Consider the following 23,185-nt stretch of genomic DNA (forward strand, 5'->3'; position numbering starts at 1 on the left):
GCCAAACCCTTGTGCCCACGCCGGGTGGCGCGCGGTTCTGGTCAGGCGGCCTTATGGAAAAAGTTGGCGTTCCATAGTTGCATTTCACCGGGGCGTCAAGCTCCGGCTTCCCCACGGAAGCGCCCGGCATTTCATATTAAGGCCGGATTTCACCCTATAAGCGGTCTTACAGGGACATGCCAGACCGGAGTTGCCCGCCTCCGGCCGAAAATCAAGGATCCGATCCCGCCATGCCTCGTTTGTCTCACGCACTTGTTTCGGTGCTTGCCATCGCCTTGCCGTCGGCCGCGTCCGCTGCCTCGCCGCAGTCCTTCAAAGGAGAATATACGGTCTCGTTCCTTGGCCTCACGATCGCAAGATCGACCTTCTCAAGCCATTATGAGAACGGCGCCTACGCGATCGACGGTACCGTGACGGCGGCCGGCCTCGCCAAGCTGTTCGACGACACGCGGGGTACGATCTCGTCCAAGGGCACGATTTCGGGCCAGAAGATGGTGCCGCAGGCATTTCGTGCCGATTACACCTCCGGCAAGAAGGCGTCCGCGATCGACATCCGCTTTACCAATGGCAACGTGACCTCGACGCAGGTCATCCCAGCGCCCGGCAAGCGCGACCCCAATGCCTGGGTGCCGATCGGTGCCGGCGACCTCGCCGCGGTGCTCGATCCAATGGCGGCGACCGTCATCCATGCCGACAGTCTCGACCAGGTCTGCGGCCGCAAGGTCAAGTTCTATGACGGCGAGATGCGCGCCGACCTGACGCTGACCTACGCCTCGAAAGGCAAGATCTCGGTGCCGGGCTACAAGGGCGATACCATCACCTGCCAGATGGGTTTCGAGCCGGTGGCGGGCTATCGCAAGGGACGCAAGGCGCTCAACTATCTCAAGAACAAAAGCCGCATGATGGTGACGTTTGCGCCGCTCGGCCAAACCGGAGTATATGCGCCGATCCACGCCACGGTCGGAACGCAGATCGGTACCTTGACCATCAGCGCCGGGCGTTTCGAAGCGGTACAATAGGCACGCCACCGGAAACAGAAGAGGGCGCGCCACGGGAGAAAAAATGGGGCGCGCAACACTGATCGGCTTTTCGGCGGTCGCCATGTGGGCGCTCTTGGCGCTGCTCACCGACGCATCCGGCAAGGTGCCGCCGTTCCTTTTGTCGGCAATCACCTTCTCGATCGGTACAGGGGTCGGTCTTGTCGCGCGTCTCCTGATGCCAACCGCCGACAGGAGCCAGAAGATACCACCCCAGGTCTGGGTCATCGGTATTGCCGGCCTGTTCGGCTACCACTTTTTCTATTTCACCGCCTTGCGCAACGCGCCGGCGGTGGAGGCGAGCCTGATCGCCTATCTGTGGCCGCTGCTGATCGTGCTGGGCTCGGCGCTGATGCCGGGCGAAAAACTGGCGTGGAACCATGTCGTCGGCGCGCTGCTCGGCCTCGCTGGCACCGTGCTCATCGTGACCAAGGGTGGCGGGTTGGCCTTCGACGCGCGCTACACGTTCGGCTACACCATGGCAGCCGTCTGCGCCCTGCTGTGGTCGTCCTATTCGCTCCTGTCGCGGCGCTTTCCGTCGGTACCGACCAGCATCGTCACCTGGTTCTGCGGGGCGACCGCCGTGCTGTCGCTCGTTTGCCATCTGGCGTTGGAGCAAACGATCCTGCCGGACGGCGCCGGCCAGTGGCTGGCGGTGCTTGGCCTTGGCCTGATGCCGGTGGGGGCTGCCTTCTATGCCTGGGACATCGGTGTCAAGCGCGGCAATATCCAGGTGCTGGGCGCGGCGAGCTATGCGGCGCCGCTGCTGTCGACACTGGTGCTGATCGCGGCCGGCGTCGCCGAGCCATCGCTGCGCATCCTGGCCGCCTGCGTGCTGATCACCGGCGGCGCGGCACTCGCGGCGAAGTCGCTGTTCCTGCGCAAGCCGGCGGCGATTGAGGGCGAGGCCGGCGCATCCGAAAGCGGAGCCGGGGCATGACGATGCCGTTTGCCGGCGGCATCGACGCCAACGCCAATGCAACGCTTATCTTTTCGCTGGTGGCGGCGGTGATCTACGCCTTCTCCTCAGGCATGGCGCCGACGCTCGCCCGCTCGGCGGCAAAGACGCTCGCGGTCGCGATGCTTGCCGTGTTGGCGGCGCTGCAAGGTGGCCCGCTGCTGCTGGTCGCCGCTCTTGCGCTCAGCGCCATTGGCGACGCGTTCCTGTCGCGCGACGGCGAGAAGGCGTTTCTCGGCGGTTTGGCCAGCTTTCTCGTCGCCCACATCGTCTATATCGCGCTGTTCCTGCGCAGCGGTGGCGGGCTGGCACTGCTTGGCGCAGAATCCTGGCGTGGGGCGATTGCCCTGGCATTGGCGGTATTCGTGATCGTCATGCTGGCCGCGCTCTGGCGCCGCGTCGGCCCCAGCCTGCGTGTTCCGATCGCCTGTTATGTCCTGGCGATCCTGGCGATGGGCATGGCGGCACTGACCACCAACAGCGCCTGGGTCATCGGCGGCGCGGTGCTGTTCATTGCATCGGACGGGCTGCTGGCCACGGAGAAATTCTTGGTCGCGGCGATCTCGCCACATCGCGGCTGGATGCGTTTGGCCGTCTGGGTCTTGTACTATGCCGCCCAGGTCGCGATTACGCTGGGTTTCCTGCTGGGTTAGGATTCCAGCCCGGCGCCGCCAGTTCGAAGGCGGCGAAATCAAACCCCGGCGCGACGGTGCAGCCGACCAGCGTCCAGTCGCCCAGGCTGCGCGCCGATTGCCACCAGCCGGCCGGCACGACGATCTGCGGCCGTTCGCCCGCCGCGAGTTCGATGCCCAGCACCTGCTCGATCACGGCTGCGCCTTCTTCCCACATCGACAGCGCCAGCGGCGCGCCGGCGTGGAAATGCCAGACCTCGGCGGCGTCCCTGACCCGATGCCATGCCGAAAGCTGGTGCTGTTCCAGCAGGAAATAGATCGCGGTCGAATGGCCACGCGCACCGCCGGCTTCGTCGCGAAATGTCTCCGCGTACCAGCCGCCTTCCGGATGCGGTTTCAGCCCAAGCAAAGCGATGATTTCCGCGGAACTCGTCATGGGGTCGACGATACCACCAGGCTTAGAAATTGTCCTTGCGCTTGCGGATTTCGGCGAACACCTCGGCATCCCCGGCCTTTTCCATGCCGAGATGCTTGCGGATCGCAGGATCGTGCCAGCGCAGGAAGGGATTGGTCGACAGTTCCTCGCCGATCGTCGTCGGCAGTGTCGGCTTGTTCTCGACCCGCAGTGCCTCGATCCTGGCTGCGCGCTCCCTCAATGCCGAATTGGTCGGGTCGACGGTCAGCGCGAAACGGGCGTTGGCGAGCGTATATTCGTGGCCGCAATAGATTGTCGTCGCGGCGGGAAGCGCGGCCAGTTTCTTCAGAGAATCATACATCACAGGCGGTTTGCATTCGAACAGCCGCCCGCAGCCGAGCGCGAACAGCGTATCGGCGGTGAACGCCACCTGCGATGCCGGCAGATGATAGGAGACGTGCCCGGCGGTATGGCCGGGGGTGGCGATCACCTCGATGCGCTCATCGCCGAGATGAAGGATTGAGCCTTCCTCGACGGTCTCGTCGATGCCGGGGATTTTGGCCTTTTCCGCCTCCGGGCCGACGATGCGCAGCTTGAAGCGCTCCTTCAGCGCCAGATTGGCCTCGACGTGATCCATATGATGATGCGTGGTCAGGATCATCGTCGGCGTCCAGCCGGTGCGCTTGATCGCGGCCAGGATCGGCGCCTCCTCGGGCGCGTCGATGATCGCGGTCTGCCCGCTCCTGGGGTCATGCACCAGCACGCCGAAATTGTCCGTGCGGCACATGAACTGCTCGATTTCGACCGCCATCGCATCTCTCCTTTTGTCGCCGCAGACATAGGGCGCCAGAGGACGGATGTCATCCATGGGATGACGAATGTCATTCCCGTGGACGATGAATCTCATCCTAGTATGTCGGGCGCCTCAGGGCCCTTTGTTGAATCCGGCCGATATCACGGCTACATCCCTGACATGCATTCCGACATCGTCGACCTTCGCTCCTTCTACTCGACAACGCTCGGCCGGTTCGCCGAACGCTCGATCACCATGGCTCTGTCCTCGATATGGGCCGCCGTGCCAAACGAGCGCCTGGTCGGTCTCGGCTATACCTTGCCCTGGCTGGAGCGTTTCGGCTCCGATGCCGAGCGGGTCTTCGCCTTCATGCCGGCGACGCAGGGCGCCGTGGTCTGGCCGGCAACAGGGCCGACGGCGACCGCGCTGGTCTTCGACGAGGAACTGCCGCTGGTCGATTCCTGCATCGACCGCATGTTGCTCGTCCATTCGCTCGAACATGTCGAAAACCCGCGCGAGACGCTGAACGAGATCTGGCGGGTGCTGTCGCCCGCCGGGCGTGTCGTCATCGTAGTGCCGAACCGGCGCGGGGTCTGGGCGCGCTTCGAGCACACGCCGTTCGGCAATGGCCGCCCTTTCTCGCGCGGGCAGCTGACGGAACTGCTGCGCGAGGCGAATTTCACGCCCGCGGCGTGGTCGGATGCGCTGTTCTTCCCGCCATCGCGGCGACGCTTCATGATGCGTTTCCACAACGTGCTGGAGCGCTTCGGCCGGCGGCTGTGGCCGATCTTTTCCGGTGTCATCGTCGTCGAGGCGCAGAAGCGGCTCTACCAGGGCGTGCCGGTGGTCCAGCGCGCGTCTCGCCGCGTCTTCGTGCCGGTGCTGTCGCCGCATGGCGCGACACGGCTCGGCCGCCGGGCCGAGGCCGGAGGCGCGGCAACGTCGGCTCGCCAGGTGAAACCTTCGTGATCAGCGCGGAAACTTTCCTCGCGCGGCATTTTTCCGGCCTATCTGTCGTGCACGGGCGGCGGCCGTCGGCTCTCTTCATCCGGTTTCAGCATCGCACCTGAACGCAAGGACTTCTGATATGGCTGATCAACTGGACAATCAGGCCACCGTTCAGCCGGTCGCCGTGGCCAGCAGCCTGCGCGATCAGGTCGCGACGATCAAGCAAGCGCTGGTGGTATCGCCGGTTCGCAGGTGGTTGCTGTGGACATCGGTCGGCATCATGGCCGTCATCGTCGCGACATCGATCGGCCAGGTCCTGCTCAATCGCTGGAACCAGCCCTTCTACGATGCGCTGGCGCGCCGTGACATGGCGGCCTTCCTGCACCAGCTCCTTGTCTTTGCCATGATCGCCGGTGGGCTGCTGGTGCTCAATATCGGCCAGACCTGGCTCAACCAGATGATCCGGCTGAAGCTGCGCGAGGCGCTGACGCTGGACCTGATCGACCAGTGGATGCGGCCGGCGCGCGCCTTCCGGCTGGCCAACGCCGGCGCCATCGGCGTCAATCCCGATCAGCGCATGCAGCAGGACGCGGCGCATCTGTCGGACCTGTCGACGGACCTCGGCGTCGGGCTCCTGCAGTCGCTCATCCTGCTCGTCTCCTTCGTCGGTGTGCTGTGGGAACTGTCCTCAGGTTTCGTCTTCCACGTCAACGGCTGGTCGCTGGCCATACCGGGCTACATGGTCTGGGCCGCGTTTCTCTACGCCGGCACCGCCTCCTGGCTGAGCTGGCTGGTCGGGCGCCCGCTCATCAGCCTGAACAGCGACCGCTACACGCGCGAAGCGGAGCTGCGCTCCTCGATGGTGCGCGTCAACGAGAATGTCGATGCCATCGCGCTCTACCATGGCGAGGACGATGCCAGGCGGCGGCTCGAACTCGACCTCGGCACGGTGCTGGGCGCCATGCGGCGCATCTATACCGCCCAGATCAACCTCTCCTGGGTGACCGATACCTATGGCTGGATCACCGTCGTGGCACCGATCCTGGTCGCTTCGCCGGTCTATTTCTCGGGCGATATCAGCTTTGGCGGGCTGATGATGGCGGTCGGCGCCTTCAACCAGGTCCACTCGTCGTTGCGCTGGTTCATCAACAATATCGGCAGCATCGCCGACTGGCGCGCCACGCTGATGCGCGTCGCCGATTTCCGTATCGCGCTCAATGAAACCGATGTGCTGCACGACACCGAAAAGCGCATCACCTTCGACCAAAATGCCAATGGCAGCCTGACCTTCGAGAAGCTCGAAGTGGCCTCGCCGGAGGGCTGCACAAAACTCTCCGACGAACATGTCGAAATCCGCCCCGGCGAGCGCGTCATGATCACCGGCGAGCCGGGCGCTGGCAAGACGCTGTTCTTCCGCGCCATCGCCGGGCTTTGGCCCTGGGGCGGCGGAAAGATCGGCCTGCCGGCGGGAGAAACCCTCATCTTCGTGCCACGTGTCCCGTATTTGCCCGCGGGCACCCTGCGCGAGGTGCTCAATCACGCCAACGGGCATGCGCCCGCGAGCGATGCCGACATTTCGGCGGTGCTGGCCGAGGTAGGTCTTGAACGGCTGTCGTCGTCGCTCGACCGTGTCGGGCGGTGGGACCATGAGTTGGGTGATGACGAACAGCGCTTGCTGGGCGTGGCCAGGCTCGCCCTGCGGCAGCCGAAATGGGTGATCATCGACGAAGCGATGGATGCGTTCGATGGACCCGCGCTGCGACGCGTGCTGGCGATGCTGGAAAAGCACCTGACGGGAGCCACGATCATCAATATCGGGCGCGGCCAGCACAACAATCAGTTCTTTCCGCGCGGTTTGACGATCGTGAAGGATTCCGCTGCGCCGGCGCTGAAACCCGCCCGTGTCAGGGCCGGCGCCATCGATCCGCCACCCGCCGTTCGCCGCAAGAAGTAGGCTGTTTCTCCGGCTGCCTGCGCAAAACCTTATTTTGCCGTGATCGCGGCGGAAGATTTTCAGGGGAAACAACCCTGGCGCCGCCATGTTTGATGCTCTTCTGATTGCCTGTCTCACCTGCGCGCAGGCTGCGCCCATTGCCTCGCCACCGGCGCTGGCGGTCGATGTCGAACTGGTCCTGGCGGTCGACATCTCGTTGTCGATGGATGAGAAGGAGTTCGCGTTGCAACGCGCCGGCTATGTCGAGGCGCTGCGGCATCCCGACTTCATCCAGGCCGTCCGGTCCGGCAATACGGGCCGCATCGCGCTCGCCTATTTCGAATGGGCGGGCACCGTGCGCGATGACGCGATCATCGGCTGGCAGATCATCGATAGCGCGCAAAGCGCCAACAGCTTTGCCGACAAGGTGGCGGCGCGCCCGTTCCGGAGTTTTCGCGGCACCTCGATTTCCACCGCGCTTGCCTTCGGTGCCGGGCTTTTCGACAGGACGAACTTCGCCGGCGAACGCAGCGTCATCGATATATCGGGCGATGGTCCCAACAATATCGGGCCGCCGGTCACCGCCACGCGCGACGCGGCCATCGCCAAAGGCATCGTCATCAACGGCCTGCCGATCCTGATCAACCCGTCGCCGACCTTCAGCCATCTCGACCAGTATTATGCGCAGTGCGTGACCGGCGGGCCTGGCTCCTTCGTGCTGCCGATCCACGCGGCCGCCGAATTTTCCACCGCCATCCGGCGCAAGCTGATCCTCGAAGTGAGCGGCATTCAAGACAAGGCCGAGATCATTCCCGTCGAAGCGGACGCGCCGATCGACTGCCTGAAGGGCGAACGGGACAGGCGATTCCTGTCGGATCCCTATTTCCCGGAACTCGACCGGTAGGCTTGGCGGAGCCGGCCGGGCGCCGTGAAACGCCGATTTTGGGCCTCCACGCCCCAATAGGGATGCGGTTTCGCTCGCGCTCAAGGGTGATTCGTGCGCGGTGGATCGATGTCGGCCTATTACCTCAGGCGTAATCGAGTCTCGTCACTCCCTTTGGCAATCTGCAGCCACGAGGTCGGCAAATCGGCCTCGCTCGACAAGGGAGTTACGTCATGGCCGCTTACGCCGTTGCCCATATGCGCCAGGTCAGTATGGGTCCGCAGATCGTCGAATATCTGTACAGGATCGATGCCACGCTGGAACCTTTCAGCGGCCGCTTCCTGGTCCATGGCGGCAATCTGGAGGTGATCGAGAACGATTGGCCGGGCAACCTCATCATCATCGAGTTTCCCGACCGGCGGCAGATGCGCCGGTGGTATGATTCGCCCGCTTATCAGGCAATACTGGCCCTGCGCACGGACAATTCCCAATCCGATGTGGTGTTCGCCGACGGTGTCGACCATCCGCACAAGGCCACGGATGTCCTGGGCTAGACGTTCCGTGCCTTACCGCTTCAGCAAGAACACCGCCTGCTGGCCGAAGAAATTCCAGAACCACCAGGGCATCGACAGGCCGATCCTCTGGCCGGCGGCGTCGAGCGCGGTCGCCTTTTCCACCGTCGCGCCAAGTTCCTCGCACAGGTTGACGAAGTCACGGATGGTGCAGAAATGGATGTTGGGCGTGTCGTACCAGGAGTAGGGCAGGTCCTGGGTCACCGGCATGCGGCCCTTGACGAACAGCGACAGGCGCACCCGCCAATGGCCGAAATTGGGGAAAGAGACGATCGCCCTGTTGCCGATCCTGAGCAATTCGTCGAGCACCAGTTTCGGGTTGCGGGTCGCCTGCAAGGTCTGCGACAGGACGACGAAGTCAAAACCCTTGTCGGGATAGAATTCGAGATCCTTGTCGGCATCGCCCTGGATGACAGAGAGGCCGCGCGCCACACATTCGTTGACGCCGCGCTGCGACAGTTCAAGCCCGCGACCGTCGACCTGTTTGGTTTCCTGCAGCAATTCAAGCAAGGAGCCGTCGCCCGATCCCACGTCGAGCACGCGCGACTGTGGCGGGATAAGGTTGGCGACGACCTCGAGGTCGACGCGCTGGCTGCCGTTGACGCTCATGATATCGCCTCCTGTGTGGCGCATGATCCCGATCCTGAAAGTCCGCGACGTTCCGGGGTCATGCGCTCAGCCCTCTGGCGCGGGCCGCCGAGCCGATGAAGCCGTTGATGGCGGCGAACAGTTCCGGCTCGTCGAGCAGGAAGGCGTCATGGCCGCGATCGGTCTCGATCTCGACGAAGGATACCGAGGCGCCGGCGGCGTTGAGCGCGTGCACGATGGAGCGGCTCTCCTCGGTCGGAAACAGCCAGTCCGATGTGAACGACACCAGGCAGAAGCGGGTCTTGGTGCCGGCAAAGGCATCCGCCAGCCTGCCGCCATGATCGGCGGCGAGGTCGAAATAATCCATCGACCGCGTCATGTAGAGATAGGAGTTTGCGTCGAAGCGGTCGACGAAGGTCATGCCTTGGTGGCGCAGATAGCTTTCTATCTGGAAGTCGGCGTCGAAGCCGAAAGTCAGGTGGTCGCGATCCTGCAGATTGCGGCCGAATTTACGGTGCAAAGCTGCTTCCGACAGATAGGTGATGTGGGCCGCCATGCGCGCCACCGCCAGGCCCTTTTCCGGGCGCTTGCCGTGCTCGAAATATTTGCCGCCGTGCCAGTCCGGATCGGCCATGACGGCCTGCCGGCCGACTTCATGGAAGGCGATGTTCTGCGAGGAATGGCGGGCACCCGTGGCGATCGGCAGCGCCGAAAAGACACGCTCGGGGTAGCTCGACGCCCATTCCAGCACCTGCATGCCGCCCATCGAGCCGCCAAGCACGCAAAACAGCTTTTCGATGCCGAAATGATCGATCAGCATCTGCTGCGCACGCACCATGTCGCGAATGGTGATGACAGGCAGGTCGAGCCCATAGGGCTTGCCGGTGACGGGGTTGGTCGAGGCCGGACCGGTGGAGCCCAGGCAGCCACCGATCACGTTGGAGCAGATGACGAAGAAACGGTTGGTGTCGATGATCCTGGCGGGGCCGATCAGCACTTCCCACCAGCCCGGCTTGCCGGTCACCGGGTTGGTGTTGGCGACATGCTGGTCGCCGGTCAGCGCATGGCAGACGAGAATGGCATTGGAGCGGGCATCGTTCAGCGTGCCATAGGTCTGGTAGGCGATCTGGAACGGCGACAAAAGCGTGCCGGCGTCGAGCTTGAGCGGCTGGTCGGGCCCGAAGCGCAACACCGGGCTCGACGGTTGGTCGGCCTCGTTGTTGGTCTTTCCTGCACGCGGAGCGGCCATTCACGTACTCACTTGCTGCATCATGGCCGACGAAAAATCGCCGCCGATGCGTTTTGTCCGGCCGGCCGCGGACAATAAAAAACCGGCATTGCCTTCGCAAAGCCGGTTACGTCACGCAAACGGCCCTTTAGCGAATTGTTTAACGTGGCTGCAAGCCGACCGGCCAAATCACCACGGAACTGTCACTGTCCTTCTAGAACTCGCCCGCCTCGCCGTCAATGCCGGAGCCCGGGCCGGAAACCGGGCCGGCTGCTGGCCCCACCGCCGCCTCTCGACATTGCCGGCCATGACTTGTATTTCCGCTGCGGCCTCCGGATGGAGGCATTTTCGACGGATTTTGCAAAAAATGAACCAGACACCGGATCAGGCACGTCCAACCCCGCGCGCGGGCATCATGGACATAGACGCCTATGTGCCCGGCAAGAGCACGGCGCCGGCCGGTGTCGCCAAGGTCTACAAGCTGTCGTCGAACGAGAACCCGCTCGGTCCGTCACCGAAGGCGATCGAGGCCGCGCGCGACGTCGCCGCCAGGCTCGACGTCTATCCCGACGGCACCGCCAGGCGGCTGCGCGAGGCGATCGCCGAGGTGCATGGCCTCAACGCGCAGAACATTATCTGCTCCAACGGCTCCGACGAGATCCTCGGCCTGTTGGCACAGACCTATCTGGCGCCAGGCGATGAGGCCATATTCACCGAACACGCCTTCATGGTCTACAAGATCTACATCCAGTCGGCCGGTGCCGCGCCGATCGCGGTCAAGGAGACCGACGAGCGCGCCGACATCGATGCAATGCTGGCCGCCGTCACGCCGAGAACCAAGATCGTGTTCCTCGCCAATCCCAACAATCCGACCGGCACCTATGTGCCGTTCCAGGAGGTGCGCCGCCTGCATGCCGGCCTGCCCAAACATGTGCTGCTGGTGCTCGACGCGGCCTATGCCGAATATGTCCGCCGCAACGACTACGAAGCCGGCATCGAACTGGTCGGCAGCGCCGAGAACGTGGTGATGACGCGCACCTTCTCCAAGATCGGCCTTGGCGGAGCGCGGATCGGCTGGATGTACGGGCCGATGCACATCGTCGACGCCATCAACCGCGTGCGCGGTCCCTTCAATGTCAATGCGACTGCGATCGAGGCCGGCATCGCCGCGATCCGCGACCGCGCCCATGTCGAGCGCAGCGTGGCGCATAACGAGACCTGGCTCACCTGGCTGAGCGCAGAGATGACCGGGCTTGGGTTGCGGGTAACGCCCAGCGTCGGCAATTTCCTCCTCATTCATTTTCCCGACGACCAGAAGCATTCGGCGGCGGCGGCGGACGATTACCTGACCGCGCGCGGTTACATACTGCGGCGCGTTTCCGGCTACGGCTTCCCCAACGCGCTGCGCATGACCGTTGGCACCGAAGAGGCCAATCGCGGCGTCGTTGCCGCGCTCACGACATTCCTGAAAAGCTAGAACGCCCGAAAGCTCTAACGCCATGACATCACCGATGTTTGAAAAGATCGCGCTGGTCGGCATCGGCCTGATCGGCTCGTCGCTGGCCCGCGTCATCCGCCGCGAGGGCCTTGCCGGCCACGTTGCCATCTCGACCCGCAGCGCGGCGACGCTGGCGCGGGCGCGGGAGCTTGGGCTGGGTGATTCCTATACGACCGATGCGAGGGAAGCGGTCCGCGACGCCGATCTGATCATCGTCTCGGTGCCGGTCGGCTCGTCCGGCGCGGTGGCGCAGGAGATCGCGCCGGCGCTGAAGAAGGGCGCGATCCTCACCGATGTCGGCTCGACCAAGGCCTCCGTCATCGCGCAGATGCAGCCGCATGTGCCCGATGGCGTCCATTTCATTCCGGGCCATCCGCTGGCGGGTACCGAGAAATCCGGACCGGATGCCGGTTTCGCCGACCTGTTCGACAATCGCTGGTGCATCTTCACGCCGCTGCCGGGCACCGATCCGGACGCGCTGGAGAAGCTGTCGGAATTCTGGCGCCGCTGCGGCGCCAACATCGACACGATGGACCCACAGCATCACGACATGACGCTCGCCATCGTTTCGCATTTGCCGCACATTATCGCCTACAACATCGTCGGCACCGCCGACGATCTGGAATCGGTGACCAAGACGGAAGTGATCAAATATTCCGCCTCCGGCTTTCGCGACTTCACGCGCCTGGCCGCCTCCGACCCGACCATGTGGCGGGACGTGTGTCTGCACAACAAGGATGCCATCCTCGAAATGCTGGCGCGGTTCTCGGAAGACCTGGCGTTCCTGCAGCGGGCGATCCGCTGGGGCGACGGCGAGAAGCTGTTCGACCTGTTCACCCGCACCCGCGCGGTGCGCCGCTCGATCATCGAGGCGGGCCAGGACATTGATGTGCCCGATTTCGGCCGTCAGGCGATCGAGCACCCGTCGAAGAATTAGGCTGTTTCAGGCCATGTCGCCGCGACCATGGCCAGTGTCTCGGCCCGATCCGGCGCGCCGAGCCTGCCGCCGAAGCGCAGGCACTTGAGCGCGGCGGCGGCGCTGGCAAAGCGCATGGCCTGCTCGACCGGCATGGCTTCCGCCAGCCCGACGGCAAAGGCGCCGTGAAAGACGTCGCCGGCGGCGAGCGTGTCGACCGCCCTGATCCTTGGCGCCGCGACATGGCGGGATGATCCCGCCGCGCGATCGAACCACCAGGTGCCCGCCGCGCCGCCGGTGACCGCGACGAGGGCGTCGGTGCGGGAGGCGAGGTCAGTGCAAGCGATCCCCAGATCCATCGCCTGGCCGCATATGATGCGAACCGCCGGCTCCGAGGCGACGATGTGCGAAGCCAGCGGCAACAGCTGCTCCAGCACCGCCAGCGGCGCGGTATCGGCGTCGAGAATCGCAGGCCGGCCGGCGGCGCGTGCCGCCTTCAGGGCAAGGGCCGCCGCACCCGGCCAGCGCACGTCGGCCAGCACGGCATCGAATGCCGCGATGTCGGCGAAAGGCAAAGAATCGGGATCGGTCTGGGCCAAACTGTCATAGAAAGGCACGATGATGCGTTCGCCATGGGCGTCGACCAGGATCGATGCCAGCGCCGAGCGGGCGCCGCTGACGCGGCGCACATAGCTGCAGTCGACGCCTTCGGCCTCGATCCCGGCAATCAGTTGATCGCCGACCGGATCATCGCCGGCACTCGCCCACAGCGACACGTCGGCGCCCAGGCGATGCGCGGCGCAGGCCGCGCTGGTGGCCATGCCAGAGGCGATCTGGACGCCGTCGGAGGCGATGAATTTTCCCTGATGCGCGGGCAGCGTCTCGACACGCAGAATGGTGTCCAGCGTCAGCGCGCCGACACTCAGGAGCCTCGCTGGTCTTGCCATGGCAGCGCTATTGAACCGGCTTGATCTTGCCGAGCGGGATGAAGCCGAGCGAGGCCTTGCCCTTGACCACCTTCAGCGGCATCGATGGTTCGCTGCCGAGCAGCGCCAGAGCGGCAAAACCCTGTTCGATCGCGTTCTTCTGCTCGGGCATGGCGCCGGCAAGGATGGAGGCGACAGCCTTCGGATCCTTGATCCTGATCATCAGGTCGGCGTCGACAAGGCCTTCGGCATCGACCGACAACGGCCCGGAAACGGTAACCTTCGCCGTGCCCGACGACAAATCGAGGTTGCGAATATCGACCCTCTGGCCGCGCAGGCTCTTCACCTGCGTTCCGATCAATGCGACGCCGTTCTTCAGCGTGGCATCGCCGCTGGCATCGAGCGCCGGCAGCACGCGCCCGCCGATCGCATCCGGGTCGATCTCCAGATCGGTGAAGCTGCCGACATAGTCGAGATCCACGCCGTTCGGCTGCAACTGGCCGGCCGCCCTGCCGGCGCTGAACAATTCCACCGGATCGGTGTCGTCGGCCGGATCGGTCTGGCCGGACAGCCCCTCCGCCTGCAGCGCGATGCGCCGCGGCAGCGGCCATGACAGTTTCACGTTGGCCTGCAGATTGTCCCAGTCGATCCACAGCGGCACCATGCCGGGGACGGAGGTCCTGAGCGGGCCGCGCAGATCGGCGACCGGCGACAAAGGCTGGATGATCTGGGCGACGGCATTGAAGGAGCCGGCCGAGGCCGCGATGTTCTTGGCATCGTCCTCATACGCCAAATTGTCGCAAGAGACGGCAAAGCTCAGGGGATAGCCGCTGACCTGGAGATTGGCGCAGCCGGCTTCGATGCCGCTCTTGTTGAGCGTGGCAACCGCCTTGTCGGCTTCAGCCCGCACCCTGCCGGCCAGATAGAACCAGCCGCCGCTATAGATGGCAAACAGCACAACGACGAACGTCACAAGCCAGAACAGGCCGCGACGGGACTTTGGTTGGCGTTCGTCACTTGACGTCATGCTTTGGCTCTCATTAACGCATGGGTATTGGCGGACGGACCTTCGATTCCGACAACACTTGGCAGACAGAGACGAATAGGTAGCCGGGGACGGTTGGAAAAAACACCGGTTTCCGGTGCGGTGGTGCCATTCTTTTTGCAATCAGGCGCGGCGATATGGGCGATTTTTGGGTGTTTGGCTACGGTTCGCTGATCTGGCGGCCGGGTTTCGCGCATATCGAGACACGACGCGCCCAGCTGCACGGCTACCGCCGCTCGCTCTGCGTCTATTCCTTCGTGCATCGCGGCACGCGCCAGCGGCCCGGATTGGTGCTCGGCCTCGACCGTGGCGGCTCCTGCGTCGGCCTGGCTTTCCGTGTGCCCGGGGAATTGCGCGACGAGGTCATCGCCTATCTGCGCGAGCGTGAACTCGTCACATCGGTCTATCTCGAGCGCACCCTCAAGGTCCGGCTCGACGGCGGCGGTACGGTCGAAGCCGTGGCCTACATCGTCGACCGCAAACATGAGCAATATGCCGGCGCGCTGGACGCGGCGGAGGCGGCGGCGGTCGTGCGCGGCGCGGTCGGCCAGTCCGGCAACAATGAGGATTATGTTCTCAGCACGCTGAAGCATCTGGAAGCGCTCGGCATTCGCGACCATTGGCTGGAGGAGGTGGCGCGGGGGATAGCGCCTTTGTGAAGCGCTGGCTCTGCGGAAAAAGGCGGCCAGGCCTTTGATCTCGACGGGGCACGACCTAGCTTAGGGTCCGAACCCAGCCAGCGGGCGGCATCCGCCCGGTCTCAATCATCACGGAGATTCGTCTTGCAGAAACGCCGTCTCGGTCGCACCGACCTTTCCATCGCGCCGCTGGTTCTGGGCGGCAACGTCTTCGGCTGGACCGCCGACGAGAAGACCTCGTTCGACCTGCTTGATCGCTTCGTCGGCGGCGGACTCAACGCGATCGATACTGCGGACGCCTATTCGCGCTGGGTGCCGGGCAACGAGGGGGGTGAATCGGAAACCATCATCGGCAAATGGATGAAGGACCGTGGCAACCGCGACAAGGTCGTGGTGATCACCAAGGTCGGCTCGGATATGGGGCAGGGCCACAAGGATCTGTCCGCCGCCTATATCGAGAAGGCCGTCGAAGCGTCGCTGAAGCGGCTGCAAACCGATTTCATCGACCTCTATCTGTCCCATTGGCCGGATCCGGCCACGCCCTATGAGGAAACCCTCGGCGCCTACGAGAAGCTGCTTGCTAAGGGTAAGGTCCGCCATATCGGCTGCTCGAACCTCGACGCCGGCCAGTTGCGCGCCGCACTCGATGTGGCGAGCCTGCGCAGCCTGCCGCGCTACGAGGTGCTGCAGCCGGAATACAATCTCTACGATCGTTCCTCCTTCGACGGGCCGTTGCGCGATCTGTGCGTGGCCGAGGATATCGGCGTCATCACTTATTTCAGCCTGGCCAAGGGTTTTCTGAGCGGCAAATACCGCAGCGAGGCCGATCTTGGCCAAAGCGAGCGCGGCGGCGGGGTCAAGGACTACCTCAATGCGCGCGGCATGCGCATTCTGGCCGCTCTCGATGCCATATCCGCCAAGCATTCGGCGAAGCAGGCGGAAGTCGCCCTTGCCTGGGTTATCGCGCGGCCAGGCGTCACCGCGCCGATTGCCAGCGCCACCAAGCCCAGTCAGATGGACAGCCTGATCAAGGCGGCGTCGTTGAAATTGACCGCCGACGACATGGCCGAACTCGACAGAGCGAGCGGCTGAGGTTTCGGTCGTCGCTGTACGCACGAACGTCCAAGACCATGCCCCTGTCTTGCCATAGCGTCCTGCGCTCGTGGCAAGACAGGGGGCGCAATGACTGAACCGCTTCTCTCGCAACCGCAACTCTGGCGTCCGCTGCTCGCTCTGGTCTTGGCCGCCACGGTGGTCATGGGCAGTCCGGGTCCGGCAACGATAAGCGTTACGGCTGTTGGCGCGGCCTTCGGCCTGCGTGATTCGCTACACTACACCTGCGGGATCGTTCTTGGCACGGCCGCCGTCTTGCTCGTTGTGGCGACAGGGATCGTGGCGGTGCTCGGGTCGATGCCGAGGCTGGCGCCGGTGCTGGTTGTCGCGTCCGCCGCCTACATCCTCTATCTCGCCTTCAAGATCGCTACGGCACCGCCCTTGGCGGCGCGCACGGCCGAGGCCGCGCGACCGACCTGGCTGGCCGGGTTTCTGCTGGCGGTCGCCAACCCGAAAGCCTATGTGGCGATCGCCGCTGTGTTTGCCGGCGCCTCGTCGAAGCAGGGTGCGGCAGAGCTTGGCCCATGGCTGAAGCTGGCGGTTCTGGCAGGGATGATCGTTGTCATCCACGCAGTGTGGCTTCTCGCCGGTGCGGCGTTCGCGCGCTTCCTGCGCAGGCCTGTCACTTCCCGGATCATCAACCTGGTTTTTGCCGCGACACTGGTGCTGACCACGGTGCTGGCTGTCTACGGCTGATTGCCCGGCTGGAGGGCCTTCATGGCTTCGCGCCGAGTTCCCGCAGCCGCTTCACCGCCGCTGGCGGCAGGGCCGGCGGGTTGGGTGCGCGCGATGCCTCGATGAGAAGCTGATCGCAGGCGGCTTCCGTCTCGCCGATCAGCCGCGCCATGAACTCGTCCTTGCCGAGGCCCGGCGGAATCGGCGGCAGGAACCGCGCCTTGATGGTGCCGGGATAGCGCAGGAACTTGCGGCGCGGCCAATAGAGGCCGGCGACATGGGCGACCGGCACCACCGGAACACCAAGCTGCGCGTAGATTTCGACGATGCCGTATTTGTAGGCGGGCTCGTCGCCCGGCGCCCGGCGCGTGCCCTCGGGATAGATGATCAGCTGGCGTGGGTTGCGCGCCATCTCTTCCTTGGTCGCCGCGACCACCGCCTTCAGCGCCTTGGAGCGGCTGCCGCGATCGACCGGGATCATGCGCATCTTCATGATGTACCAGCCGAAGAACGGGATCCAGGTCAACTCGCGCTTGAGGATGTAGAGCGGGTCCTCGAGGAAAGGAAAGAAGGCGATGGCATCCCAGAACGACTGGTGCTTCGGCGCCAGGATGAAGGAGCCTTCGGGCAGGTTTTCCTGCCCGGTGATGTCGTTTCTGGTGCCGGCGATCTTGTCATAGAGCCACATGCAGCTGCGCGACCAGAATTTCGGCACGAACCAGGCGCGGTGGCGGGGCGACAGGAAATAGTATGGGGTCCAGAGGATCATCTGGACGATCAGATTGACGTAGAAGACGAAGTTGAACGCCAGCGATCTGACATAGAGCATGGGGGAGGTCCGGTGAGGAAGTGTGCGTTGGTTACACCAAGCAGCGGCAAAAAGGAAACAGGGCGATGCGGCTCATACTACCAGGTCGCCTGCGCCAGACGTTCCCTCAGGCGTGGGGCGGCAAAGTCGAGGAATGCGCGCAGTTTCACCGGTAGCCGGCCCTGGCCGGCGTGCACCAGGTTTACCGGCCACGGCTCGGGCTCGAAATCCCTGAGCACGGGCCGCAACGTTCCTGAGCGTACAGCGGCGACGATCTGGTAGGAAAGCACGCGCGTCATCCCGACACCGGCAATAGCGGCATCGATCGCCGCCTCCGCTGTATTGACCCGCAGCCTTGAGCGGACCGGGACAGGAACGTCGGCCTTTTCCACTGCGAAGGTCCAGGTGGCGAGTGAGCCAAGGCCTTCGAAGGTGACGCAGCTGTGCGTCTCGAGATCTCCCGGGGTCTTCGGCGTGCCATGCTCGGACAGATAGGCGGGACTTGCACAGACAACATGACGGATCGAGCCGACACCGATGGCAACCATGCGCGAGTCCGGCAGCCGGCCGATGCGGATGGCGAGGTCGATATGATCCTCGGCCAACTGGACTATCCTGTCGCCAAGCGTCAGGCGGATATCCACTTGCGGGTACGCGGCGAGAAACGCGGTGACGATCGGCAGCACGTGCAGTCGGCCGAAGACGATCGGCGCGGTGATGATCAATTCGCCGGTCGGGGCGCTGTATTCGCCGCCGGCAACGCGTTCGGCCTCGCCGACCTCGTCGAGGATGCGGCGGCAGGCGGCAAGATAGGCGTCGCCTGCGTCGGTCAGCGTCAGCCGGCGTGTCGAGCGGTTCAGCAGACGTGTCTGGAGATGCCGTTCCAGATCTGAGACCTTGCGGCTGACGGTCGCAAGCGGAACGCCCGAACGGCGTGCGGCGGCCGAAAGGCTGCCGGCCTCCACCGTCGCGACGAAAAGGGACATGGCCTCGAGGCGATCCATCGTTTCTTCCAGAAATTGGAAGGATTGATTGCAAATATGCCATCTACATCCGGCAAGTGGAAGAGCGCAAATAGGCGGTGTGACCAACAGGGATATCGCAATGCCGCGCATCACCACGCCATCGTCCATCGCCGCCGCTCCCACGGCAACGCAACCCATGCTGCAGGCTGTAGAGAAGCAACTCGGCGTCGTGCCGAACCTGTTTCGAATGGTTGCCAACAGTCCAGCCGCGCTCGAAGGCTATCTCGGCATGTCGGGGGCGCTGGCCAAGGGCCGGTTGCCTGCGTCGACACGCGAGCGCATCGCGCTGGCGGTCGCCGAGATCAATGGCTGCAACTACTGCCTGTCCGCACACACCTACCTTGGCAAGAACCTCGCCCGGCTCGACGATGCCGAGATGCTCGCCAACCGCCACGGTGGCTCCACGGACCCCAAGGCGGGCGCGGCGGTGCGTTTTGCCGCCAGGGTTGCGCATAGTCGCGGCCATATCGGCGACGAGGATCTCTCCGCCGTCAGGCTGGCAGGCTACGACGATGGAGAGATCATCGAGATCGTCCAGCATGTCGCCCTGAACGTCTGGACCAACTATATCAATGAAGTCGCCCAGGCCGAGATCGATTTTCCGGTTGTTTCTATCCGCGATGCTGCCTGAATCCGGAAAGGGCAGGCGGTGTCCGCCGGTCCCACCCTTCACGCCGCAGAGGATTCCCATGTCTGAAAGCCGCCCGCCGCTTCCGCCCTTCACCGCCGAAACAGCCGCGCAGAAGGCGCGCATGGCCGAGGATGCCTGGAATTCACGCGATCCGGCGCGGGTCGCGCTTGCCTACACGACCGACAGCCGCTGGCGCAACCGCGCTGAATTCCTGCAAGGTCGCGATGCCATCCAGGCTTTCCTGACGCGCAAATGGAGCCGCGAGCTCGATTATCGACTGATCAAGGAAGTCTGGGCTTTCCACGGCAACCGCATCGCCGTGCGCTTCGCCTATGAATGGCACGACGACAGCGGTTCATGGTTCCGCAGCCATGGCAACGAGAACTGGGAGTTCGATGAGCACGGGCTGATGCGCCTGCGCATCGCGAGCATCAACGACCTGCCGATCGCGGAAGCCGACCGTAAATATCACTGGCCGCTCGGGCGCCGCCCGGATGACCACCCAACATTGTCGGAGCTTGGGCTTTAGAGCAATTCCGGGAAAATTGCGAAACGGTTTCCCACCAGGAATTGCGCCAACCGCCGCAAGCCCGCCCCACGCAAGGAGGCTTTCGATGAACGCACATGCTTTCGCCAGCGACGTCGCCTTCACGCCGACCGTCAAGGCGATCCAGACGCGCAAGGGGTCGCGCCAGTCCTACTCCCGCGTCGAGGAGCGCGGCGGCTGGCAATCGGTGATCACGCCGGATCTGGCCGCCTTCATCGAGATGCAGACCAGCGTCTTCCTGTCGACGGCCAATGGCGATGGCCAGCCCTATATCCAGCATCGCGGCGGGCCGGCGGGCTTTCTCAAGGTGCTCGACGAAAAGACGGTCGGCTTCGTGGATTTTTCCGGCAACAGGCAGTTCATCACCCAGGGCAACCTGGCCGACAACCCACGCGCCTTCCTGTTCCTGATCGACTATATGCTGCGCCAGCGCATCAAGATCTGGGGTACGGCGCGCGTCATGGAAGACGATGCCGAGTTGATGGCCAAGCTGATGCCGCAGGATTACAAGGCGCGGCCCGAGCAGGTCATCCTGTTCACCGTCTCGGCCTGGGATGCCAACTGCCCGCAACATATTCCGCAGCGTTTCGAGGCCGCTGATGTTGCGGCGGCGCTTGGCGAACGCGACAAGCGAATCCAGCACCTCGAGCAGGAGGTAGCGCGCCTGAAGCAGGCGTCGACGGGGACACACAAGGAATGACGGCACGGCCTAGGGGTCAGCCGCCGGCGGCGGTCTCGGCCAGTGCGATGCCGTCCGGGGTCGGTTTCACCGGCACGATGCCGCGTGCCAGCGCCAGCAGATATTTGTTGTACTCGGTGAACAGCACGCGCAAGGCCTGCGGCTTGGTCAGCCAGCCACCATTGTCGAGGTTGGAATTCACGACCGGATAGGGCTCCAGCTTGGCGCCATGCAGAAGCCGGCTCATCTCAAGCAGGCTGCGCGGCATGTGGTAGTTGTTGGTGACGAGGATCACCGTGTTGTAGGCGTGGCTTTCGACCCATTTGGCGCTTTCCTCGGCATTTCCGATCGTGTCGAGCGCGGCGCGGTCGATGTCGACGCAGCAGGAAAACAGCTTCTTGTCGCCGCCTGTCGCCACCTGGAGCTGGCGCCGGCTCGCCGAAGGATGCACGCCACTGATCAACAGGCGCTCGCCTTTGCCCGACGCCAGCAGCTCCATCGCGGCATCGAGACGGGACTGGCCGCCGGTGAGCACGATGATGGCGTCGGCCTTGGCTGGATTGGCGGGCGTGGTCAGATGGCTGACCTTGTTGGCGAACCAGCCGAAGCCGCCGGCAAACAGCAATGCGAGGACGAGAAGAGAGAGCGCGGATATCCGAAGTGCGGTCTTCAGACGGCTGATCGGGCCGTGGTCGCGCAAACGAGCAACCACCACTGGCATCTGCCCAGCCGTCCCGGTCGAATCCCGCACGTCCATGGCCATATGGTTAATCCTGAAATGCGGCCTTTGGTAGGTAAAAGACGCACTTTGCGTTACGCCGTTTCTCCATCCGTGATCACCGTGCTTTCGACCTCGCCAAAGCATGTTCCCTTCTCACGCGTCGGGTTGGCGAACGTCGATGTCGCTGAGATAGGCGACGACGGTGGCATGCGAGGTTGCCGCCGTCAGCGCGCCGATCACCAGCACCATGAGGACGACGCCGAGATAACCCGCGGAGCCGATGGCGAAATTGCCGAACAAGGCGGTTGCCTGGTCGGCCTGCGGCGTTGCCATGTTGCGTGACGACCACCAGGAAAAGACGATGAAGACAAGCACCGCCGCCGCGCCGCCGGCGGCCGCGCCCTTCATGCCGGTGACCAGGAAATGCCGGCGGAATTCGCGCGCGATGAAGCGCGCCTCGGCGCCGACGAAATGCAGCACCTCGATGATGTGGCCGTTGCCGGCCATGGCGCCGCGCGTGGCAAAAACCACCGTCAGCACGGTCGCCGACAGCATCAGCGCCAGCACGGCAATGCCGATCGTCACCGTGGTTCGCGCCATCGCCACCAGCCGGTCGACCCAGGTTCGGTGATCGTCGAGCGACGCGCTTGGCAGCTTCGGCGTGATCGCGGCGCGCATGGCGGCGAAGTCGGGCGGGCTGTTCTCGTCGATGGTGACGATGATCAGACGCGGCACTGGCAGGTCGTCGATGTTGAGGCCCGAACCCAGCCATGGCTCCAGCAGCCTGGCGGTCGCCTCGCGATCGATGATCCTTGTCGACTTCACGCCGGGGAATTCGCCGGCGATCCGCGAGGCCTGGGTGAGGGCGGCCTCCATGTCGAGGCCGTCGACCGGCTTGATCTGGATCGTCGCCTCGCGCGAGATCTGGTTTTCCCAGACCGAGGCGGTGTCGCGCACCAGCGTCACCGCGCCAAAGGTCAGGCAGGACAGGAAGGTCATGATGGCGATGACCAGGACCAGCGCCCGGCCGGCAATGTTCTGAGCCGGCACAATCGGCGCCATCCGGCGCTGCGCACGCGGCCGTGCCACAGTTGCCTCGGCGTCCTGCTCTTGCTCTTCGAAATGTTCGGCGGACAGGTCAGTCATAGATATCCAGCCTTCCGCCGGCCAGGATCATGCGGCGCGCGTCGACCTGTTCCATCAGGCCAAGATCATGGGTGGCGATCACCACGGCGGTGCCGAGACGATTGAGCTCGATGAAGAGCCGCAGCAGCCGCCGCGCCAGCGGGGGATCGACATTGCCGGTCGGCTCGTCGGCCAGCAGGATCTCGGGCTGCTCGATCAGCGCCCGCGCGATCGCGGCGCGCTGCTTCTCGCCGCCCGACAGGACCGGTGGCAGCACATGCATGCGCTCGCCCAGCCCCACCCATTTCAGCAGCTCGGTGACATCGGTGCGGTAGCTCGCCTCCTCGCGCCCGCGCACGCGCAACGGCAATGCGACGTTCTCATAAGTGGTCATGTGGTCGAGCAGGCGAAAATCCTGGAACACCACGCCGATGCGGCGCCGCAGGTGCGGCAGTTCGGTGCGCGAGATGCGCGAGCGGTCCTTGCCGAAGATGGTGATCAGGCCGCGTGTCGGCTTCAGCGACATGAACAGCAGGCGCAGCAAGGTCGTCTTGCCGGCACCCGAAGGCCCGCTCAGGAACTGGAAGGAGCGCTCCGGTATATGCAAGGAAATGTCACGGAGGATTTCCGGACCCATGCCATAGCGGAGGCCGACATTTTCGAAGCGAATCAATTTCGACGACCTGAAGTTCCTAGAGCATGATGCCGAAAAGTGTGACGCGGTTTTCGGACGACATCATGCTCTGTCTCTTTTAGAACCAGTGGCGAGCCATCCCGTTCTGGGAAAAGACCATCGGCCGGCATGGTTAACCGGCGGTTAATTCCTGTGCTGTTTCGGCGTGTCACGACGG

Annotated in this window: 26 protein-coding genes and 1 riboswitch; of the genes, 15 read left to right on the forward strand and 11 right to left on the reverse strand. The window is 64.2% G+C overall.

All coding sequences use genetic code 11. From position 1 onward, the window contains the following. Window positions 1–230 precede the first annotated feature (230 nt). The 3 genes from AC07SZ_RS14605 to AC07SZ_RS14615 are packed head-to-tail and all read left to right on the forward strand — an operon-like array spanning window position 231 to window position 2,648. The gene (locus tag AC07SZ_RS14605) at window positions 231–1,019 is read left to right on the forward strand and encodes a DUF3108 domain-containing protein (RefSeq protein ID WP_172372042.1); all 789 of its coding nucleotides are present in this window, start codon (window positions 231–233) and stop codon (window positions 1,017–1,019) included. Window positions 1,020–1,062: 43 nt separating this feature from the next. After that, window positions 1,063–1,977: an aromatic amino acid exporter YddG gene (gene yddG / locus AC07SZ_RS14610; protein WP_172372044.1), complete on the forward strand. Its 915-nt coding sequence runs from the start codon at window positions 1,063–1,065 to the stop codon at window positions 1,975–1,977. Continuing rightward, window positions 1,974–2,648, forward strand: coding sequence for a lysoplasmalogenase family protein (locus tag AC07SZ_RS14615; RefSeq protein WP_494914786.1), 675 nt, complete (start codon window positions 1,974–1,976; stop codon window positions 2,646–2,648). The genes yddG and AC07SZ_RS14615 overlap by 4 nt, the downstream gene beginning before the upstream one ends. Here the strand turns inward: AC07SZ_RS14615 and AC07SZ_RS14620 are convergent. Then, window positions 2,623–3,063 (reverse strand): cupin domain-containing protein, encoded by a 441-nt coding sequence (locus AC07SZ_RS14620; protein WP_494914788.1) that lies wholly within the window; start codon window positions 3,061–3,063, stop codon window positions 2,623–2,625. The two genes, AC07SZ_RS14615 and AC07SZ_RS14620, sit on opposite strands and share 26 nt — an antisense overlap. Before the next feature lie 22 nt (window positions 3,064–3,085). After that, a complete protein-coding gene (gloB, locus tag AC07SZ_RS14625) occupies window positions 3,086–3,853 on the reverse strand; it encodes a hydroxyacylglutathione hydrolase (RefSeq protein ID WP_056576579.1) in 768 nt (255 codons plus the stop codon). Window positions 3,854–4,015: 162 nt separating this feature from the next. Here gloB and AC07SZ_RS14630 point away from each other — a divergent pair, with 162 nt between their 5' ends. The 4 genes from AC07SZ_RS14630 (at window position 4,016) to AC07SZ_RS14645 (ending at window position 8,153) form a co-directional block, all read left to right on the forward strand. Further along, window positions 4,016–4,804 carry a class I SAM-dependent methyltransferase gene (locus AC07SZ_RS14630; protein WP_056576031.1) on the forward strand — a complete coding sequence of 263 codons (789 nt, stop codon included), beginning with the start codon at window positions 4,016–4,018 and terminating at the stop codon, window positions 4,802–4,804. 118 nt (window positions 4,805–4,922) lie between these two features. After that, window positions 4,923–6,737 (forward strand): ABC transporter ATP-binding protein/permease, encoded by a 1,815-nt coding sequence (locus AC07SZ_RS14635; RefSeq protein WP_056576033.1) that lies wholly within the window; start codon window positions 4,923–4,925, stop codon window positions 6,735–6,737. Window positions 6,738–6,822: 85 nt separating this feature from the next. Then, window positions 6,823–7,620 carry a DUF1194 domain-containing protein gene (locus AC07SZ_RS14640; protein ID WP_056576036.1) on the forward strand — a complete coding sequence of 266 codons (798 nt, stop codon included), beginning with the start codon at window positions 6,823–6,825 and terminating at the stop codon, window positions 7,618–7,620. Window positions 7,621–7,832: 212 nt separating this feature from the next. Beyond that, complete coding sequence (locus AC07SZ_RS14645; RefSeq protein ID WP_056576039.1) at window positions 7,833–8,153, forward strand: DUF1330 domain-containing protein; 321 nt, start codon at window positions 7,833–7,835, stop codon at window positions 8,151–8,153. A 12-nt stretch (window positions 8,154–8,165) separates the two neighbouring features. Here the strand turns inward: AC07SZ_RS14645 and metW are convergent, their stop codons facing one another. Continuing rightward, on the reverse strand, window positions 8,166–8,780 hold the full coding sequence (metW, locus tag AC07SZ_RS14650; RefSeq protein WP_056576582.1) for a methionine biosynthesis protein MetW: 615 nt from the start codon (window positions 8,778–8,780) through the stop codon (window positions 8,166–8,168). 58 nt (window positions 8,781–8,838) lie between these two features. Further along, on the reverse strand, window positions 8,839–10,008 hold the full coding sequence (metX, locus tag AC07SZ_RS14655; protein ID WP_494914790.1) for a homoserine O-acetyltransferase MetX: 1,170 nt from the start codon (window positions 10,006–10,008) through the stop codon (window positions 8,839–8,841). A 107-nt stretch (window positions 10,009–10,115) separates the two neighbouring features. After that, window positions 10,116–10,193: riboswitch (SAM riboswitch) on the reverse strand. Window positions 10,194–10,354: 161 nt separating this feature from the next. On the opposite strand from metX, the gene hisC reads away from it, so the two are divergent. Both hisC and AC07SZ_RS14665 read left to right on the forward strand, forming a co-directional pair. Next, window positions 10,355–11,464, forward strand: a complete 1,110-nt coding sequence (gene hisC, locus AC07SZ_RS14660) for a histidinol-phosphate transaminase (protein ID WP_172372054.1) — start codon at window positions 10,355–10,357, stop codon at window positions 11,462–11,464. Window positions 11,465–11,486: 22 nt separating this feature from the next. Further along, window positions 11,487–12,422 (forward strand): prephenate/arogenate dehydrogenase family protein, encoded by a 936-nt coding sequence (locus tag AC07SZ_RS14665; protein ID WP_494914792.1) that lies wholly within the window; start codon window positions 11,487–11,489, stop codon window positions 12,420–12,422. Here AC07SZ_RS14665 and AC07SZ_RS14670 read toward each other — a convergent pair. Both AC07SZ_RS14670 and AC07SZ_RS14675 read right to left on the reverse strand, forming a co-directional pair. After that, window positions 12,419–13,348 (reverse strand): sugar kinase, encoded by a 930-nt coding sequence (locus AC07SZ_RS14670; protein WP_494914793.1) that lies wholly within the window; start codon window positions 13,346–13,348, stop codon window positions 12,419–12,421. The genes AC07SZ_RS14665 and AC07SZ_RS14670 overlap by 4 nt on opposite strands. Window positions 13,349–13,355: 7 nt before the next feature. Beyond that, a complete protein-coding gene (locus tag AC07SZ_RS14675; protein ID WP_056576052.1) occupies window positions 13,356–14,354 on the reverse strand; it encodes a DUF2125 domain-containing protein in 999 nt (332 codons plus the stop codon). Between the two features lie 155 nt (window positions 14,355–14,509). Between AC07SZ_RS14675 and AC07SZ_RS14680 the strand changes: the two genes are divergently transcribed. The 3 genes from AC07SZ_RS14680 (at window position 14,510) to AC07SZ_RS14690 (ending at window position 16,819) form a co-directional block, all read left to right on the forward strand. Further along, complete coding sequence (locus tag AC07SZ_RS14680) at window positions 14,510–15,031, forward strand: gamma-glutamylcyclotransferase (RefSeq protein ID WP_056576055.1); 522 nt, start codon at window positions 14,510–14,512, stop codon at window positions 15,029–15,031. Between the two features lie 123 nt (window positions 15,032–15,154). Then, window positions 15,155–16,102 carry an aldo/keto reductase gene (locus AC07SZ_RS14685; RefSeq protein ID WP_056576058.1) on the forward strand — a complete coding sequence of 316 codons (948 nt, stop codon included), beginning with the start codon at window positions 15,155–15,157 and terminating at the stop codon, window positions 16,100–16,102. Between the two features lie 90 nt (window positions 16,103–16,192). Beyond that, the gene (locus tag AC07SZ_RS14690; protein WP_494914796.1) at window positions 16,193–16,819 is read left to right on the forward strand and encodes a LysE family translocator; all 627 of its coding nucleotides are present in this window, start codon (window positions 16,193–16,195) and stop codon (window positions 16,817–16,819) included. 19 nt (window positions 16,820–16,838) lie between these two features. Here the strand turns inward: AC07SZ_RS14690 and AC07SZ_RS14695 are convergent, their stop codons facing one another. Together AC07SZ_RS14695 and AC07SZ_RS14700 are read right to left on the reverse strand one after the other, a co-directional pair. Continuing rightward, window positions 16,839–17,627 carry a lysophospholipid acyltransferase family protein gene (locus AC07SZ_RS14695; protein ID WP_172372055.1) on the reverse strand — a complete coding sequence of 263 codons (789 nt, stop codon included), beginning with the start codon at window positions 17,625–17,627 and terminating at the stop codon, window positions 16,839–16,841. Between the two features lie 77 nt (window positions 17,628–17,704). Continuing rightward, window positions 17,705–18,610 (reverse strand): LysR family transcriptional regulator, encoded by a 906-nt coding sequence (locus AC07SZ_RS14700; RefSeq protein WP_494915176.1) that lies wholly within the window; start codon window positions 18,608–18,610, stop codon window positions 17,705–17,707. Between the two features lie 100 nt (window positions 18,611–18,710). Between AC07SZ_RS14700 and AC07SZ_RS14705 the strand changes: the two genes are divergently transcribed. From AC07SZ_RS14705 to AC07SZ_RS14715, 3 genes are all read left to right on the forward strand, one after another. Then, the gene (locus tag AC07SZ_RS14705) at window positions 18,711–19,262 is read left to right on the forward strand and encodes a carboxymuconolactone decarboxylase family protein (protein ID WP_494914799.1); all 552 of its coding nucleotides are present in this window, start codon (window positions 18,711–18,713) and stop codon (window positions 19,260–19,262) included. Between the two features lie 58 nt (window positions 19,263–19,320). Then, a complete protein-coding gene (locus AC07SZ_RS14710) occupies window positions 19,321–19,791 on the forward strand; it encodes a nuclear transport factor 2 family protein (protein WP_494914801.1) in 471 nt (156 codons plus the stop codon). A gap of 85 nt (window positions 19,792–19,876) precedes the next feature. After that, the gene (locus AC07SZ_RS14715; protein ID WP_494914803.1) at window positions 19,877–20,509 is read left to right on the forward strand and encodes a pyridoxamine 5'-phosphate oxidase family protein; all 633 of its coding nucleotides are present in this window, start codon (window positions 19,877–19,879) and stop codon (window positions 20,507–20,509) included. Window positions 20,510–20,525: 16 nt separating this feature from the next. Here the strand turns inward: AC07SZ_RS14715 and AC07SZ_RS14720 are convergent, their stop codons facing one another. From AC07SZ_RS14720 to ftsE, 3 genes are all read right to left on the reverse strand, one after another. Then, window positions 20,526–21,251 (reverse strand): YdcF family protein, encoded by a 726-nt coding sequence (locus AC07SZ_RS14720; protein ID WP_494914805.1) that lies wholly within the window; start codon window positions 21,249–21,251, stop codon window positions 20,526–20,528. A 111-nt stretch (window positions 21,252–21,362) separates the two neighbouring features. After that, window positions 21,363–22,355: a cell division protein FtsX gene (locus tag AC07SZ_RS14725; RefSeq protein ID WP_056576079.1), complete on the reverse strand. Its 993-nt coding sequence runs from the start codon at window positions 22,353–22,355 to the stop codon at window positions 21,363–21,365. Further along, the gene (gene ftsE / locus AC07SZ_RS14730) at window positions 22,348–23,007 is read right to left on the reverse strand and encodes a cell division ATP-binding protein FtsE (RefSeq protein WP_010911739.1); all 660 of its coding nucleotides are present in this window, start codon (window positions 23,005–23,007) and stop codon (window positions 22,348–22,350) included. Before ftsE ends, AC07SZ_RS14725 begins: the two co-directional genes overlap by 8 nt. Window positions 23,008–23,185: the final 178 nt, after the last annotated feature.

This window comes from Mesorhizobium sp. GW821-FHT07A06, assembly GCF_059419085.1.

Excerpts from the sequence above, each read along its gene's own strand:
- AC07SZ_RS14605 (WP_172372042.1), top strand. The coding sequence starts at position 231 with ATGCCTCGTTTGTCTCACGCACTTGTTTCGGTGCTTGCCATCGCCTTG.
- yddG (WP_172372044.1), top strand. The coding sequence starts at position 1,063 with ATGGGGCGCGCAACACTGATCGGCTTTTCGGCGGTCGCCATGTGGGCG.
- AC07SZ_RS14615 (WP_494914786.1), top strand. The coding sequence starts at position 1,974 with ATGACGATGCCGTTTGCCGGCGGCATCGACGCCAACGCCAATGCAACG.
- AC07SZ_RS14620 (WP_494914788.1), bottom strand. The coding sequence starts at position 3,063 with ATGACGAGTTCCGCGGAAATCATCGCTTTGCTTGGGCTGAAACCGCAT.
- gloB (WP_056576579.1), bottom strand. The coding sequence starts at position 3,853 with ATGGCGGTCGAAATCGAGCAGTTCATGTGCCGCACGGACAATTTCGGC.
- AC07SZ_RS14630 (WP_056576031.1), top strand. The coding sequence starts at position 4,016 with ATGCATTCCGACATCGTCGACCTTCGCTCCTTCTACTCGACAACGCTC.
- AC07SZ_RS14635 (WP_056576033.1), top strand. The coding sequence starts at position 4,923 with ATGGCTGATCAACTGGACAATCAGGCCACCGTTCAGCCGGTCGCCGTG.
- AC07SZ_RS14640 (WP_056576036.1), top strand. The coding sequence starts at position 6,823 with ATGTTTGATGCTCTTCTGATTGCCTGTCTCACCTGCGCGCAGGCTGCG.
- AC07SZ_RS14645 (WP_056576039.1), top strand. The coding sequence starts at position 7,833 with ATGGCCGCTTACGCCGTTGCCCATATGCGCCAGGTCAGTATGGGTCCG.
- metW (WP_056576582.1), bottom strand. The coding sequence starts at position 8,780 with ATGAGCGTCAACGGCAGCCAGCGCGTCGACCTCGAGGTCGTCGCCAAC.
- metX (WP_494914790.1), bottom strand. The coding sequence starts at position 10,008 with ATGGCCGCTCCGCGTGCAGGAAAGACCAACAACGAGGCCGACCAACCG.
- hisC (WP_172372054.1), top strand. The coding sequence starts at position 10,355 with ATGAACCAGACACCGGATCAGGCACGTCCAACCCCGCGCGCGGGCATC.
- AC07SZ_RS14665 (WP_494914792.1), top strand. The coding sequence starts at position 11,487 with ATGACATCACCGATGTTTGAAAAGATCGCGCTGGTCGGCATCGGCCTG.
- AC07SZ_RS14670 (WP_494914793.1), bottom strand. The coding sequence starts at position 13,348 with ATGGCAAGACCAGCGAGGCTCCTGAGTGTCGGCGCGCTGACGCTGGAC.
- AC07SZ_RS14675 (WP_056576052.1), bottom strand. The coding sequence starts at position 14,354 with ATGACGTCAAGTGACGAACGCCAACCAAAGTCCCGTCGCGGCCTGTTC.
- AC07SZ_RS14680 (WP_056576055.1), top strand. The coding sequence starts at position 14,510 with ATGGGCGATTTTTGGGTGTTTGGCTACGGTTCGCTGATCTGGCGGCCG.
- AC07SZ_RS14690 (WP_494914796.1), top strand. The coding sequence starts at position 16,193 with ATGACTGAACCGCTTCTCTCGCAACCGCAACTCTGGCGTCCGCTGCTC.
- AC07SZ_RS14695 (WP_172372055.1), bottom strand. The coding sequence starts at position 17,627 with ATGCTCTATGTCAGATCGCTGGCGTTCAACTTCGTCTTCTACGTCAAT.
- AC07SZ_RS14700 (WP_494915176.1), bottom strand. The coding sequence starts at position 18,610 with ATGGATCGCCTCGAGGCCATGTCCCTTTTCGTCGCGACGGTGGAGGCC.
- AC07SZ_RS14705 (WP_494914799.1), top strand. The coding sequence starts at position 18,711 with ATGCCGCGCATCACCACGCCATCGTCCATCGCCGCCGCTCCCACGGCA.
- AC07SZ_RS14710 (WP_494914801.1), top strand. The coding sequence starts at position 19,321 with ATGTCTGAAAGCCGCCCGCCGCTTCCGCCCTTCACCGCCGAAACAGCC.
- AC07SZ_RS14715 (WP_494914803.1), top strand. The coding sequence starts at position 19,877 with ATGAACGCACATGCTTTCGCCAGCGACGTCGCCTTCACGCCGACCGTC.
- AC07SZ_RS14720 (WP_494914805.1), bottom strand. The coding sequence starts at position 21,251 with ATGGCCATGGACGTGCGGGATTCGACCGGGACGGCTGGGCAGATGCCA.
- AC07SZ_RS14725 (WP_056576079.1), bottom strand. The coding sequence starts at position 22,355 with ATGACTGACCTGTCCGCCGAACATTTCGAAGAGCAAGAGCAGGACGCC.